Origin of the sequence: Dermatophilus congolensis, from assembly GCF_900447215.1 — a bacterium.
Taxonomy (GTDB): Bacteria; Actinomycetota; Actinomycetes; order Actinomycetales; family Dermatophilaceae; genus Dermatophilus; species Dermatophilus congolensis_A.
In genome coordinates, this window is sequence record NZ_UFYA01000001.1 from 1,840,569 (window position 1) to 1,855,175 (window position 14,607).

A 14,607-nucleotide genomic window follows, 5' to 3' on the forward strand; every position below is an offset into this window, starting at 1 on the left:
TAAGAGCAACCTCAGATACTGAATCCATCCACCAATTGCTGCAGCTCTGTCGCCCGACGGGAAAGCTCCTCCGCCGCTTGCACCGTCGAAGAAACCGCCTCATTGGTGTCTTCAGCAGCCGCCGATACCTCTTGAATCCCCGAAGAGATCTCACTGGTACCCGCAGCCGCTTCCGAGGCGGAACGACTCATCTCATTCGTCGTCGCCGTTTGCTCCTCCACAGCCGAAGCGATCGTGGACTGTGTGTCATTAATGGAAGCAATGATTCCACTGATCTCAGCAATCGCAGACACTGCAGCCTGGGTATCCAGCTGGATCTGCTCTACTCGGCGCCCAATATCATCTGTGGCCCGGCTCGTCTCTTGGGCTAGATCCTTCACCTCATTAGCAACCACAGCGAAACCCTTACCTGCCTCACCAGCACGAGCCGCCTCAATCGTGGCATTGAGCGCCAAAAGATTCGTCTGCTCAGCGATACTCGTGATGGTTTTAATAACCTCACCAATCTCCAAGCTCGACTCACCAAGTTTGGCGACCGTGACGTTAGTCTGGTCAGCTACCTGCACAGCTGAAGCAGCAACAGCCGCAGCATCAGTCGTATTTTGGGCGATCTCGCGAATAGACGCCGTCATCTCCTCCGTGCCTGCAGCAACAGTCCCCACACTTTCAGAGACCGAAGCCGCTGACTGAGCAGCCACCCCCGCTTGACGCGAAGACACCTCTGAAGACGAACGCACCTGCGAGGCAGTGGCAGTCAACTCCTCAGAAGCAGCCGCGACCGAACTCGAAGCATCCGCCACCCTCGACATCACCTCACGCAAAGACAAACGCGTCTCTTCGATCGCCTCAGCCATGTCGCCCAACTCATCATTCGTCTTACGGACGCTAGGCACACTTAAATCTCGACGACGAATCGCCTCCACCGAAGCAAGCACTCCCTGCACCGAAGCAATAATCGACCCACTAATCCGCATAGCCAGAACACCGACTACTACCGCAACAACAACAAGAACCAGAAGCCCCACCCATATCGCAGAAGTACGCGCGCTCAGCACAGCTGCCTGGGCTTCCTCAAAATTCTGTTTAGCAAGGCTATTCAACCTGTCCGACGAAGCCCGGAGCTCGCCCATGATGGTGCCAGCCTGATTAGTGGCCAGAGCACTGGCTTCTTTATTGCCAGCAGCCGTTTTCAACAGCAACGCAGAAACAACCTTGGCGTCGTTGTTTTTCCAGTCACCGTAAGCACTCTTCACTTTGCCCAACAGCTCCTGCTGCGCGGGGTCATCAAAAACCTCATCAGCCTGAGCCAACACCTGATCCATCTGCCCTACGGCTTTCACATAAGCCTTCCGCGAACCAGCCGTATCACTCACCGGCGGGGCCTCAGTAGGCAAAGCCTCAATGACATACCCGTTCTGCTGACCATTCAACTCCGAAAGTGCCTGAGCAGTTCGCCACGCAACAACCCGCGCCATCGCCGCTTTGGACATCGTTTGTGAGGCAGAAGTGACATTATTCAACGCCACCAACGAAGTCATCGACAAAAGCAAAGCGCCAATTACGCCAATTGCTCCCACCAGCAAAATTCTTGGCCGTACGCCACGACGACGATTCGTTTTTTGCGCTCGACTTACAGCGTCAGTTGAGAACGCCATGTCAACATCTCCGATGCGTGAGTCCCAAACACGGATCACCCCGTGCTACGCCCGCCGCCCAACCCCTTGCCCTGGCAATGAGGCGCGGCAATCACTGCTCATATCGACCAAACCGCCCCGAAAATAATCGGATCCACCACCACAAAAACAACACCAGACAAAGAAACTCGCCCCGACAAAAACATCCCAATTCCGCCCTACTTACCCGCCCATAAACTCCGTTCCACTCCCCCAGTAGCCCTCAGAGGACACCCCTGACGACCGAAAGGACCTCAAAGAACCTCTCCCGGAACGAGGAAGAATGCGCGCGCTCTTCAACAAACCTCCACAGGTCACCGAGCCCCTGCCGCCCCAGGACGATGAAATCGCAGTTCTACGAACCGTGATGGCAGCCCTGGAAACATCTCACGGGTATGAAGAAGCAGCCTGCGCAGCAATCAACGCCGCATGCTGTGCCCTGAGCTGGGACCTTTGCAGCGTCTGGCGCGTCAACCACGACACCAACAAACTCATCATGGATGCCTCCTCACACCGAGACCCTTCTCTCGAACCAGCCCCTGGAGAAAAACTCACCCTCGCCAAAGGCGAAGGAGTGCTCGGACGCGCCTGGGAACGACACGAAATCATCATTGAAGAGAACGAAGCGACCATTCTGCGCCACTTCTTCGGCCCCAGCGCCCCCATCGGCGCCACCCATATCGGACTGCCGATCAGCCACCAAGGCCGCATCTACGGGGTCTTGTCATTCTTCGCCTACACGCCCTGGATCATCACCGAACGCCGCATCGAACTACTCAAATGCATCGGCGATCTTCTCTCCACCGCACTCGAACGAATTCGATACTCCGCCATCAGCCAAGAACAAGCCCAAAGCGCCAACGCCGTGAACTCCGTTCTGCGCGAAGTCACCCAAACCACTGAAGAATCCACAGCAATCCAAACAGCCCTCGACACCATTCGACACGAATTCAACTGGGAATACGGATCTTTTTGGGGACTCGACGAAAAAGAAAACGTGCTGCGCTTCGTCATAGAATCCGGCGACGCTGGCGAAGAATTCCGCCAAGTCACCCACAACTCCACCTTCGCCAAAGGAGTAGGAGTCGCCGGACGCACCTGGGCAAGCAACAACCTCGTCTACGAACCCGACCTAGGCCAAGTCACCGACTGCGTCCGCGCTCCCGCCGCCCAACGAGCCGGCGTCCGCTCCGGCGTCTGCCTGCCCGTCGTCGTCGACAACAAAGTAGTTGGCACCATGGACTTCTTCGCCACCCGCACAATCGACCTCAACGACACCCGCCGCGAAGCCCTCCGCAACACCGCATTCCTCGTCTCCCACGCAATCGAACGCATCCGCGGCACCCAACGCATCTCCGAAGCAGCAACACACCTACTCGACTCCATCGCCGAAGTCGAAAAAGAAGTCCACTCAGCACGCACCATCGCCGACGAAGCAGCCCGCATCACCACCGACGCCGGACGCATCATCAAAGAACTCGACACCAGCTCCACCGAAATCGGCGCCGTCGTCAAAACAATCACCGCCATCGCAGAACAAACCAACCTACTGGCCCTCAACGCCACCATCGAAGCCGCCCGCGCCGGAGAAGCAGGCAAAGGCTTCGCCGTCGTCGCCAACGAAGTCAAAGAACTCGCACACGAAACCTCTGACGCCACAGACGAAGTCAACCTCAAAGTCGGCCGCATCCAATCAGACGCCACCAACGTCAGCAGCACCCTCGATGAGGTATCCGCCGCCGTAGAACGCATCAACACCGCACAACAAGCCATCGCCGCTCTCTTGCACAACCAAACCGACGTCACCCGCGCCGTACTCGGCGGATAAACCCCACACCACCGCGACCCAACACCAAGAACCACCCCACCGGCCTAGGGTGGACCCCGTGCGTATCGCTTTCTGGAACATCAACTCCATCCGCGCCCGCATGGACCGACTCCTCGCCATGCTCGAACGCAACGACATCGACGTCTTGGCCGTGCAAGAAACCAAAGTCAAAGACGAAGCCTTCCCCGCAGACCCCATCCGAGCAGCCGGCTACGACGTCGCCCACCACGGAATCAACCAATGGAACGGCGTGGCCATCCTCTCCCGCGTCGGCCTCGAAGACATACAAATCGGATTCGACGGCATGCCCACCTGGGGCGAACCCGACCCCGTCGCTGAAGCCCGCGCTATCGGCGCCACCTGCTGCGGAATCCGCGTCTGGTCCCTCTACATACCCAACGGCCGCGAAATCGACCACCCCCACTACACGTACAAACTCGACTGGATGCGCGCCCTACGCAACAACGGCGAAAACTGGCTCACCAACAACCCCCACGCCCAGATCCTCCTCACCGGAGACTGGAACGTCGCCCCCACCGACGAAGACGTCTGGGATATGTCTTTCTTCGAAGGAAAAACCCACGTCACCGCCCCCGAACGTGAAGCATTCCAAGCAATGATCGACACCGGCTTCACCGACGTCGTCCGCCCCCACACCCCCGGTCCCGGTGTCTACACCTACTGGGACTACACATCACTACGCTTCCCCAAACGCCAAGGCATGCGCATCGACTTCGGACTAGCCTCCCCCGCCCTGGCCAACCGCGTCACCCACGCCTACATCGACCGCGACGAACGCAAAGGCAAAGGCGCAAGCGACCACGCCCCCGTCATCATCGAACTCACCTAACCCAACATCACCGGCGGCGGAGGTCACGCAACGCTGCCTCCGCCGCGTAAAACCCACACATACCGTGCACCCCACCCCCCGGCGGGGTCGACGAGGAACACAAATACACACCAGGAACACCCACCTCATAAGGCCGCAACGTCACCCGCGGCCGGAACACCGTTTGCAACCCCGAAGCAGCACCACCAACAATGTCACCCCCAACCACATTGAGATTCGCCGCCGACAGCGCACTAGGCCCCGACTCCACCCGCGCCACCACCCGATCCCGAAACCCCGGCGCAAACCGCTCTATCTGCGCATCAATCAACTGCCCAACATCAGGCCCATCAGCCCCCGAAGGCACATGCGCATACGCATACACAACCTGCCTACCCTCCGGTGCACGCAAACCATCCGCAACACCCTGCTGACACACCACCACAAACGGACGCTGCGGCACCCGACCCGCCGCCACCTGACCCTCAGCCCACGCAATCTCCTCCATCGTCCCACCAACATGCACCGTCCCAGCCCCACTCAACCGCGAATCAGCCCACGGCACCGGACCATCCAACAAATAATCCACCTTGTACGCCGCAGCCCCATACCGCCACCGCAACAACGCCCGCCGCACCCGCGAAGGCATGCGTTCCCCCACCAAACGCACCGCATCCCACGGCCCCACATCCAACATCACCACATCCGCATCCCCCACCTGCCGCACATCCACCACCTGGCACCCCGTCACCACCTGACCACCTAAAGACTCCAACTCAGCAACCAACGCCGCCGTAATCGCACCCGAACCCCCCTCAGCCACCGGCCACCCCACCGCATGCCCCGCCGCCGACAACACCACCCCAAACGCCGACGTACACGCCCTACTCAACGGCACAAACGCATGAGCCGCACTCCCAGCAAACAACGCCCGAGCCTGCACACCAGAAAACAGCGAGCGCCCCAACAACGTCGCCGGCCACAGCCCACGAACCCCAAACCCAGCCATAGTTACCGGATACCTCGGCACCCGCACCACCGGGCCCAAAAACGACTCCACCACCTGATCCCATCCACGCACCGACGGCCCTAAAAGCCGCCGCCACGCCACCCCATCACGGCCCAACTCACCGGCCGTCTGCCCCAACGAACGCTGTAACACCACCGCTGGACGCCCCACCAACGGATGCGCCAACGGAACCGGTGCATGCAACCACCTCAACCCATGCTTATCCAAACCACACCCCCGAAAAAAGGGGCTAGATACACCAAACGGATGCGCCGCAGCTCCCACATCCACCAACGACCCCTGCCCAAACAACGGCACCGAACGCACCGAACCACCCGGCACCGATGCAGCCTCAAACACCCTCACCTCCAAACCACTACGTGCCAAATGCACCGCAGCAGCCAACCCATTAGGACCCGATCCCACCACCGCAGCAACACCAGCAACCACAACACCCTCCTGCGCACAACCCGATCCACCGACCGTACGGCCATCACCTGAAAGCACCCCAGACAAACACCCGCCTCTACCCGATGCCTCCACGCACACCAACCCCCACCCCTGACGGCGATATGCTGCCCACGACGCGGGGTGCCGACCACAACGGCTGAGAAACACCCGTGGAACCTGCTCTAGCTCGCACTAGCGAAGGGACGTCACCATGATCACCACCCTGCCCGCAGAACCCATCACCCCCCACCACATCGCCACCGCACACGAAGCCCTACGCGCCAACAGCCCTCTGGTGCATTACCTCACCAACATCGTCGTAGCCAACACCACCGCCAACATCCTCCTCGCCGCCGGCGCAGCCCCCGCCGTCATCGATAACCCCCACGAAGCTGCCGCCTTCGCAACCATCGCATCCGGAGTGCTCATCAACCTCGGAACCCCCTACGCAGAAACCGTCACCGCCATGCGCGAAGCCGCCAACGGCGCACACAGCGCACACACCCCGTGGGTCCTCGACCCCGTTGCCGCAGGTGCACTGCCCTGGCGCACCGACATCGCACGCGAGCTAGCCACCCACTCCCCCAGCATCATCCGCGGCAACGCCTCCGAAATCATGGGCCTCACTGGCGGTGCAGGAGGACGCGGAGTCGACTCCACCGCTGCCACCGACGACGCCCTCGAAGCAGCCATCACCGCCTCACGCCACTACGCAACCACCATCGCGGTTTCCGGCGCCACCGACATCTTCGTCACCACCACTGCAGAAGAAACCACCATCGTGCGAGGCAACAATGGTGTCCCCTTGCTCGCCCGCGTCATCGGAACTGGCTGCTCTCTAGGAGCACTTATGGCCGCATACGCCTCAGTAGCCAGCCCCCTCATCGCCGCAGTCGCAGCCACCACCCACCTGAACATCGCGGGCGAACTCGCAGCCGAAAACAGCTCAGGACCAGGATCCTTCGCCGTCAACCTACTCGACGCGCTCGACAACATCACCGCTGACCACATCACCAGCGGCACCAACATCACCACCGAAACCATTCCCGCATGACCCGCCCCAACCTCGACCTATCCGTCTATCTCGTCACTGACACCACAATGGCCGGTTCACGGCGCCTGCACGACATCGTTCAAGAGGCCGTCGCAGGTGGGGTAACCATTGTTCAAATACGTGATCCTCACGCTGAAGACCGCGCCTTTACTGAACTTGCCCGCAATGCCGTGCACACACTCACCGGCACCGGCATACCCGTCATCCTCAATGACCGCGTACACCTTGTTGCCGCCACCGGAGCCGACGGTGCCCACGTAGGACAATCCGACATGCCCGTCACCGAAGCACGCACCATCCTGGGCCCCGACGCAATCCTCGGCTTGTCCATCACCCACCCTGATGACCTCACCGCCGCCATGAACAACGGCCCCGAGGCACTGACCCAACTCGACTACATCGGCGTAGGCCCCATCCGCGACACCACAACCAAACCCGGACACGCACCAGCCACCGGTTTGGCCACACTCGCCGGCATCATGGCCAGATCCCCGTGGCCTGGCGTAGCCATCGGCGGAATCACCGCCGCCGATGCCCCGGCCGTCCACGCAGCCGGAGCCCACGGACTATGCGTCGTCAGCGCCATCATGAAAGCGCCCGACCCGCACTCAGCTGCAAAAGAACTCGCCGCCGCCTGGCACACAGCCACCCACTAACCGTTTTCTTCAAGGGACCCCATGAACACCCACCCAACCGCACTGACAATCGCTGGTTCTGACCCCTCTGGCGGCGCAGGAATCCAAGCCGACCTCAAAACCTTCTCGGCTCTAGGCGCTTACGGAAGCACCATCATCACCGCGCTCACCGCCCAAAACACCTGCAAAGTCACCGACGTACACCCCGTCTCCACCGACTTCATCCGCGCCCAATTCAACACTCTCACTAGCGACCTCCACATCGACAGCATCAAAATCGGCATGCTCGCCACCCCAGCCATCGCCGCTGAAGTCACAGACTTACTCACCACCTACCAAAAAAGCCGGACCCGCCAACAACAGCCCCCCGCCTACATCGTTCTCGATCCCGTCATGGTCGCCACCAGCGGAGACAGCCTCATGGCCCCCAATACTCTGGAGGCACTCAAACGCCTCATACCCCTAGCCGACGTCATCACCCCCAACTTGCCCGAAGCAGCCACCCTGCTCAACACCACCCCCGCAACCACTATCGAAGCCATGCGGCACCAAGCAACCGCTCTGCTAGACCTGGGCGCCACCGCCGTCATGCTCAAGGGCGGCCACCTCACCACCACCAGCGACACCACCGTCGACGTCTTCACCGACGCAACCGGAATCAGTGAACTGACTGGACCAGCCATAGCAACAACCAATACCCACGGCACAGGGTGCAGCCTCTCCTCGGCCTTGACAGCTCTTCGCCCCCAGCAATCCGACTGGCACACCACCGCAGCACACGCCAAAACGTGGCTTACCCACGCCCTCGAGCACGCAGATGCCCTCGACATCGGTCACGGCCACGGCCCCGTGCATCACTTTCACGCCTGGTGGAACTAATGGACTCCACTGTCACCCAACAATGGTGGCAAGACACTGCCACCATCCGCGCAGAAATCGACCGGTTACCCTTCCTCAACGCCCTGGCCGATGGCACCCTCGGACGCAGCATTTTTGTGGAATACCTCGCCCAAGACGCGCACTATTTACGCGGCTACGGCCGAGTCATGGCAATGCTGTCAGCGATAGCACCTACCAGGAAAGCCTCCGTTTTTTGGGCCACAACAGCTGCGGAGTCTCTCGAGACTGAGCAGCTTCTTCACGACTCACATTTGTCCCACATCCCTGCAGAAAACTTCCCCGCCCCCTCCCCCACATGCATGATGTACACGAGCTTTCTCCTGGCTGAAGCAACCCGTGGAAACTACGCAACTCTGTCAGCAGCTGTGCTTCCTTGCTTCTGCGTCTATGACGATGTCGGTCGCAGACTCGCCGCGCGCGTGCGCGCTACGCGTCCCCATGAGACGGATCTTGCTTGGCATCCTTACGGCGATTGGATCAGCACCTACGAAGATGATGCCTTCAGCGCCGCTGCTGCGAATGCCTCAGCTTTAGTGAATGAAGCTGCCATAACAGCTACCGCAGCAGTACGTGCGCGCATGCGCGAGGTCTACATCATGGCTACTCGATGTGAATGGATGTTTTGGCACGCAGCTTGGCGGCAAGAACGGTGGCCGGTCTAACTGGCTGTCTTGCAAGTCCTTATGACGTAGAGAGGCTGCTCACCCGTACCTACGGGTGAGCAGCCTCTCTAGCAGTTTGCTCACTGAGTTGATTGTTAGTTCAGATCAGCCGCGGGCAAAGAATTTCTGCACCGTCTTCTTAGCGGTGCCCCATGCGTTCTTAGCAGTGGCGCCCTTGCCCAGCTCCCATGCGATGACGTGGGTGCGTCCTGCAGCAGAGGAAGCCAGTTTGCTTGCGGTGTTGACGTCGCCGATCTTCGCGCTGGTTTTAGCGTTGATCGCTTTCATGATGTCAGCGTGGCTAGCGTTGGCTGGCACCGTGACAGTGACGATCTGCCAGGCAGAGCGGCCCCACATGAACTTGTCCTCGCGGTACTTCAGTACACCGTCGTTATCCAAAGCGGCGACACCACGTGCCTGGACCGCATTCTGTGGCATGTAGCGGTCAACCTGGAAGGTGCGAGTCACCATTGGGGTGGCTACTTTACGAACCTTCTTGGGCTGTTCGGCGCGGTTTTTTTCTTTCTCTGGGGCTACAGGTGCTGGGGTGACAGGGGCAGTCAGTGCCGGGGTGGTGGGCTCGACCGGAGCAGGAGCAGCCGGGGTGGTTGGCGCCGCTGGTGCCGGTGCTGGGGTGGTGGGCTCCACCGGTGCTGGTGTTGTAGGAACAACTGGTGCTGGAGTGACAGGGGCAGTCGGTGCCGGGGTGGTGGGCTCGACCGGAGCAGGAGCGACTGGTTTTGCCGTCCAGTTAATCGTGGTTTTTGCCATGACGTGTTGTGTCACTGCTTTGGCCGTGATGAGGGATTGGCTTCCTTTGGCGTACCAGACGGTTCCAACCGGTGAAGGCTGTCCTTGGGCATCAGCTGAGATTTCTACTGAACCCGCGGCGGCGTTCTCCGGAACTGCCAGCTGCATCGTGGTGCCGTCGGCGACTGCGGTGAGTTTGACGTCTCCGGTGTATTCCTTGCCCGAGACGGTAAGGGTCGCGCCTTCGGGCAAAGAGACGTTGACGTTGGCGGGAGCTGTGGATTTGAGGGTGAGGGGTTTGAATACATTGCCAGCAACGTTGGTGCTGTTTGCGTTTTGGAAGAAGATTGAGGGAGTGACGTTCTCGACAACGGGAGCTTTTTCGGCGCGCTCGATCAGACGCTGGTAGGCCTCGTAGATGTCGATCTGGCTGCCATCGGCGAAACGCCCGATGCGGGTGTGGTTGCTCTCGTCGATCCAGTTGTTGGAGAGGTCAATACCGTTCGCGAAGTGCCAGATAGCCAGCTGGGTGGCGTCGCGCATGGCGCGGTTGAGGTCTTTTTCGCTGTAGGTGCTGCCGTCAGCATAGGTGGGTAGTTCCATGCCGAGTGAGGCGAAAACCTCACGTGCAGGCTTTTGGGGGTAGGAGTTAGCCAGGAGCCACAAGACTTTGTGTTTGTTCGCGGTCCAGGAAGCACGGCGTTCGGCGGTTTTTGCTTGTGAGGTGTAGGTTTCCCAGTCTTGGGCGGAGTAGGCGCCACGGACACCGGTGATGCTGTCCAGGATGGGGGTGTCGACTTCGATGCAGTAGGCGTAGATTTCCTGGTCAGAGTCGTCGCCACGCAGCTGCAGAATGAGGGGTGCGACAGCCTCGTTCATTGCTTTGTCTTGAAGGATGTACTGGTTTCCGTTACCGAGTGCTTGGAGGAATGTGGCGGTGTTGTCCGTGGCGGTGGCTTCGGCAGCGTGAGCGTGGGGCGCGAATTGGCTGTTCATGCCGACCATCGCTGCGGCGATGCTCAGGGCGGCAATGGCGCGTTTGCTGGTGGTGATGGCCAGTGCGTTGGTGGTGATGTTCATGGTGTTCCTCTTTCGTGCGGGCGGGTGGTAGCCCGCTGTGCTGAGTGCTCGGTGTCGTGGTAGCCACGACACCGTGGCTTCCCCCTGTGATCGGCGTGGAGTTCTCCGCTGCCGGTCGCTGCCTTTTCCCCTCTTGCGGCGACACCAACCTGATCGACCGTCCTAATCGGGACTTGAGCAGTCGTCCGACAAAAAAGTGGGAAAAGTTGTTCACTCGTCCTAATTCAGAGGATTAAAGATGTGCTTTTTCATCGAAATACCTTGTTTTTCAAGGTTTTTATTTCGACTTATGGGTTAGTGAGATGTGTCTAAGACGTACGTTCAAGTCGCGTACGTGCTCATATGGTGGCTCGTGTTGTACGTCTGTCTTACTTAATGAAGGTGGCGGTCGGCTTACTTCGAGGGGTCGGGGGGCACAAAGCGAGGGCGCCCATCTGGTAGTGGATGGGCGCCCTCGTGTGGTCCTGGCCGGAATTGTTAGGAAGTGGGCTGGCTTTGCGGGGTTTCTGTGTCTTTGTTGATGATGTTTTTGCGGACAAAGATCCAAGCCACGCCGAGGAAGATAAACCAGAAAGGAGTTACCAGGAGTGCTTGGAGGGTGTCTGTTTCTTGGGTGAGTAGGACAAGAACGAATGCGAAGAAAGCCAGCACTATCCAGCACATGGGTATGCCACCAGGCATTTTGAATGCAGATGCTGCGTGTGCTTCAGGGTGGCGCTTTCGATAGACCATGTAGCTGCACAGGATGAGTGTCCATACGAAGATAAATAGGACCGCCGAGATGGTGGTGACAACGGTGAAGGCTCCCATGATGGTGTCACTGGCGAGCAGGAAAACGGCGCAGGCCACGAGCGCAACGGATAGGAAAAGTCCGTTTTGGGGGACTTTGCGGCTGGAAAGTTTCCCGAATGCGGCAGGGGCCATTTTGTTGTGTGCCAGGCCGTAGAGCATTCGTGAGGTGGAGAAGATGCCAGAGTTCGCGGAGCTGGAGGCAGAGGTGAGAACAACAAAGTTCATGATGGAGGCGGCTCCGGCGAAGCCGACAAGCTGGAACATGTTGACGAATGGGGATACGGCGGGGTTGATCTGATCCCAGGGGGTCACGGTCATGATGGCCATGAGGGCGAAGACGTAGAACAGGACGACGCGGATGGGGATGGAGTTGATGGCTTTAGGCAGGCTGCGCTGCGGGTCAGCGGTTTCGGCAGCGGTAGTGCCTACAAGTTCAATTCCAACGAAGGCGAATACGGCAATTTGAAAGCCGGCGAAGAATCCTGGGAGGCCGTGAGGGAAGAAGCCGCCAGGGCGGTCCCATAGGTGGGTGAATGAGGATTTGATGCCTTCGGGTGAGGTGAATCCGACAACTGCGAGGAAGATTCCTAGCACGATGAGCACGACAATCGCGATGACTTTGATGATGGCGAACCAGAATTCAAGTTCACCGAAGAGTTTTACTGTCAGGAGGTTGAGGCCAAGCAGGCCTAGGAGAGTGATAAGGGACAGGGCAATTGCCAGGGGGGTGAGGACGTCTGGGTCGGGGCCATGAACCCAAAAGTTCCAGTAGCCAGCGACCGCGATGACGTCTGCCATGCCGGTAACTACCCAGCAGAGCCAGTATGTCCATCCGGAGAAGAATCCGGCCCAGGGGCCGAGGAATTCGGCGGCGAAGTCTTGGAATGACTTGTATTCGAGGTTGTGCAGGAGCAGCTCGCCCATGGCGCGCATGACGAAGAAAAGCATCACGCCGATGATGAGGTAGACGAACATGATGGAGGGTCCAGCAACGCTGATGGTTTTTCCTGAACCCATGAACAGGCCGGTACCGATGGCGCCGCCGATAGCGATGAGTTGGATGTGGCGGTTGGTCAGGCTTCGCTCCAGGGTTTCCTGGGCATCGCTGTGGCCACTGGAGTGGGGGGCGCTGTGGCTTCCCTGGGGTGGGGTATCAGTCATTTGCCGTCGCATTCTCGTGAGGGCACGGCGGGTGCACCGTGGTGGAGGTCACATCGTTGTGACACCAGTAACACGCATTAAATAACGAATGACTGGTTGGTGGCACGAAACTGCGCAATGAGCTATCTGGGTTTCAGTGGTGGCGTGCAGGCATGAGAACGGGCCCGGCTCGGGAGAGGAGAGGTGTTCTCCCTGGAGACGGGCCCGCGTTGTCGAGCGCGTGTCAGCGCAGTTTGTCGGCGGCTTTGAGAGCGGCCGGGGCGTTTACTTCACCGTGTCCGAAGTAGTTGGTGAGTTTTCCTCGAGCGCGGCAGGGCTGCTCAGTGCTGATCTTCCCAGACTTGGCGCAGGTACGGGGTTTTGCGCTCTCTTCGAGGATTTTCTCGATTTGGTCGGGGGTGGCGTTGGGCAGTTTCTGTTTGACCAGGGCAGCGACGGCTGACACTGCCGGGGACGCAAAAGACGTTCCTGCGTTCTGCTGGTATTCCCCTGGGTAAGTAGCAAATACGCCGGATCCGCGGGCGGTGAGGTCGACGATGCCTAGGCCGGAGGTTGAAGAGAAAGCGACAGTGCCGTCTTCATCGAGTTCACCGACGCCAAGGACGCCAGGCACCTCAGCGAGGAGAGCTTCCAGGCGCGAGGCTAGCCGGGGTAGGTTGCGTTCGGCGTTCGACGGCGGGATGTGAGGCTTGTCAGAAAGGTCTTCGCCGGAGTTCCCGGTGGCGGCGATGTTGAGCACTCCATGCTTGCGGGACCAGTCGTATGCCTTGTTTACTGCAGTGATGGCAGGGCCTTGGTCTGGGTCTTTGGGGTCCCAGAGGGCATGACGGGTGGCTTTGACGTTGTCCAGGCCGTAGGAGTGGTTGACGATGGGCAGTTTGTATTTGACTGCCTGCATCGCGGCGCAGATAGAGGCTTCGGGGTAAATGTCACCATTGTCGGAGACGACGCGCATGGCAACTACCTGGGCTTTGGGTGCGATGCCGATCATGCCAGCACCATCGCGCACGGCGGTCATGATGGAGGAAACCATCGTGCCGTGGGTGTCTTTCTTTTCGGTGGGGCGCCATAGGTCGTTGCCGCTTTGCCACACGCCTGCTGCGGTGCATGATCCGGAGCGAGTTTTGTCGATACGTCCGGCAAGTTCGTTGTGCTCGTCGAAGACACCGTCGTCGGCGACACCGATGGTCACGCCGGTGCCGTCAGCTCCCTTGGGCAGGGAGGTAGCGCCAACGAACTGGGTCAGTTCGCCGGGCTTTTCAGCTTTCTTGGGCGGTGCCACCTTTTTGCGGGGTTGACGTGGCTTTTCTTTCTGGACCGCTCCTACTGCACCGACAGACTGAATGCCGGGAACTTTGCGAATCTGCTGAACGACGCTCTTGACCTTGGCTTCGGGGGCGATGCCGACGGTCACACCGATTTCTGGCCAGGAAGTGGCGTATGTTGCGCCGGCTTTCTTGATGGCTTCGGTGGCGGTTTTTGTGCCTTTTTCGCCGGCTTCGGTGTTGATGATGAAGCTGTGGCCAGCCGGGATTTTGCCGGCAGTTTTCGTGGTGTGAGCGGCCGGAGGGGCCTGCGTCGTGTGGGAAGCAGCTCCGGCCGTCGGCGCGAATGCCAGGGGCGAGATGAGGGCGACAGCAGAGGCGATCACTAGGGATCTGCGGATCATTTTCATGAGGAAAACTCCTGTGGGAGAGTGCGAATGAGTATATGTTCGCCCACATTGCTCACACTATGTTCACAGTGGACTCACACCCGTGGGTCACACTGTTTCTTTGGTTGGT

At 59.5% G+C, this 14,607-nt stretch carries 11 protein-coding genes and 1 riboswitch; of the genes, 6 read left to right on the top strand and 5 right to left on the bottom strand.

The genetic code is table 11. From position 1 onward, the window contains the following. Positions 1-11: 11 nt before the first annotated feature. Positions 12-1,655, bottom strand: a complete 1,644-nt coding sequence (locus tag DXZ77_RS08135; protein ID WP_115031276.1) for a methyl-accepting chemotaxis protein — start codon at positions 1,653-1,655, stop codon at positions 12-14. 301 nt (positions 1,656-1,956) lie between these two features. Between DXZ77_RS08135 and DXZ77_RS12620 the strand changes: the two genes are divergently transcribed. After that, positions 1,957-3,501, top strand: a complete 1,545-nt coding sequence (locus tag DXZ77_RS12620) for a methyl-accepting chemotaxis protein (protein WP_115031278.1) — start codon at positions 1,957-1,959, stop codon at positions 3,499-3,501. A 58-nt stretch (positions 3,502-3,559) separates the two neighbouring features. Beyond that, positions 3,560-4,351 (top strand): exodeoxyribonuclease III, encoded by a 792-nt coding sequence (locus tag DXZ77_RS08145; protein WP_115031280.1) that lies wholly within the window; start codon positions 3,560-3,562, stop codon positions 4,349-4,351. A 7-nt stretch (positions 4,352-4,358) separates the two neighbouring features. On the opposite strand, the gene DXZ77_RS08150 is transcribed toward DXZ77_RS08145, so the two are convergent. Then, on the bottom strand, positions 4,359-5,846 hold the full coding sequence (locus DXZ77_RS08150) for a phytoene desaturase family protein (protein WP_258553320.1): 1,488 nt from the start codon (positions 5,844-5,846) through the stop codon (positions 4,359-4,361). Between the two features lie 70 nt (positions 5,847-5,916). Then, a riboswitch (TPP riboswitch) is annotated at positions 5,917-6,010 on the top strand. Between DXZ77_RS08150 and thiM the strand changes: the two genes are divergently transcribed. From thiM to DXZ77_RS08170, 4 genes are all read left to right on the top strand, one after another. Further along, positions 6,001-6,843 (top strand): hydroxyethylthiazole kinase, encoded by an 843-nt coding sequence (thiM, locus tag DXZ77_RS08155; protein ID WP_115032779.1) that lies wholly within the window; start codon positions 6,001-6,003, stop codon positions 6,841-6,843. (Overlaps the previous riboswitch by 10 nt.) Continuing rightward, a complete protein-coding gene (gene thiE, locus DXZ77_RS08160; protein ID WP_115031282.1) occupies positions 6,840-7,499 on the top strand; it encodes a thiamine phosphate synthase in 660 nt (219 codons plus the stop codon). The genes thiM and thiE overlap by 4 nt, the downstream gene beginning before the upstream one ends. 21 nt (positions 7,500-7,520) lie before the next feature. Then, positions 7,521-8,357: a bifunctional hydroxymethylpyrimidine kinase/phosphomethylpyrimidine kinase gene (gene thiD / locus DXZ77_RS08165; protein WP_115031284.1), complete on the top strand. Its 837-nt coding sequence runs from the start codon at positions 7,521-7,523 to the stop codon at positions 8,355-8,357. Then, entirely contained in the window at positions 8,357-9,040 is a 684-nt protein-coding gene (locus DXZ77_RS08170) for a TenA family protein (RefSeq protein WP_115031286.1), read from the top strand. The genes thiD and DXZ77_RS08170 overlap by 1 nt, the downstream gene beginning before the upstream one ends. 105 nt (positions 9,041-9,145) lie before the next feature. Here the strand turns inward: DXZ77_RS08170 and DXZ77_RS08175 are convergent, their stop codons facing one another. From DXZ77_RS08175 to DXZ77_RS08185, 3 genes are all read right to left on the bottom strand, one after another. Next, the gene (locus DXZ77_RS08175; RefSeq protein WP_115031287.1) at positions 9,146-10,870 is read right to left on the bottom strand and encodes a thioester domain-containing protein; all 1,725 of its coding nucleotides are present in this window, start codon (positions 10,868-10,870) and stop codon (positions 9,146-9,148) included. Between the two features lie 477 nt (positions 10,871-11,347). Further along, positions 11,348-12,823, bottom strand: coding sequence for a D-serine/D-alanine/glycine transporter (cycA, locus tag DXZ77_RS08180; protein ID WP_115031289.1), 1,476 nt, complete (start codon positions 12,821-12,823; stop codon positions 11,348-11,350). Between the two features lie 223 nt (positions 12,824-13,046). Further along, entirely contained in the window at positions 13,047-14,498 is a 1,452-nt protein-coding gene (locus tag DXZ77_RS08185) for a S8 family peptidase (RefSeq protein ID WP_115031292.1), read from the bottom strand. Positions 14,499-14,607: the final 109 nt, after the last annotated feature.

Coding starts and splice junctions, on each gene's coding strand:
- thiM (WP_115032779.1), top strand. CDS start 6,001: ATGATCACCACCCTGCCCGCAGAACCCATCACCCCCCACCACATCGCC.
- DXZ77_RS12620 (WP_115031278.1), top strand. CDS start 1,957: ATGCGCGCGCTCTTCAACAAACCTCCACAGGTCACCGAGCCCCTGCCG.
- DXZ77_RS08185 (WP_115031292.1), bottom strand. CDS start 14,498: ATGAAAATGATCCGCAGATCCCTAGTGATCGCCTCTGCTGTCGCCCTC.
- cycA (WP_115031289.1), bottom strand. CDS start 12,823: ATGACTGATACCCCACCCCAGGGAAGCCACAGCGCCCCCCACTCCAGT.
- DXZ77_RS08175 (WP_115031287.1), bottom strand. CDS start 10,870: ATGAACATCACCACCAACGCACTGGCCATCACCACCAGCAAACGCGCC.
- DXZ77_RS08170 (WP_115031286.1), top strand. CDS start 8,357: ATGGACTCCACTGTCACCCAACAATGGTGGCAAGACACTGCCACCATC.
- thiD (WP_115031284.1), top strand. CDS start 7,521: ATGAACACCCACCCAACCGCACTGACAATCGCTGGTTCTGACCCCTCT.
- DXZ77_RS08135 (WP_115031276.1), bottom strand. CDS start 1,655: ATGGCGTTCTCAACTGACGCTGTAAGTCGAGCGCAAAAAACGAATCGT.
- thiE (WP_115031282.1), top strand. CDS start 6,840: ATGACCCGCCCCAACCTCGACCTATCCGTCTATCTCGTCACTGACACC.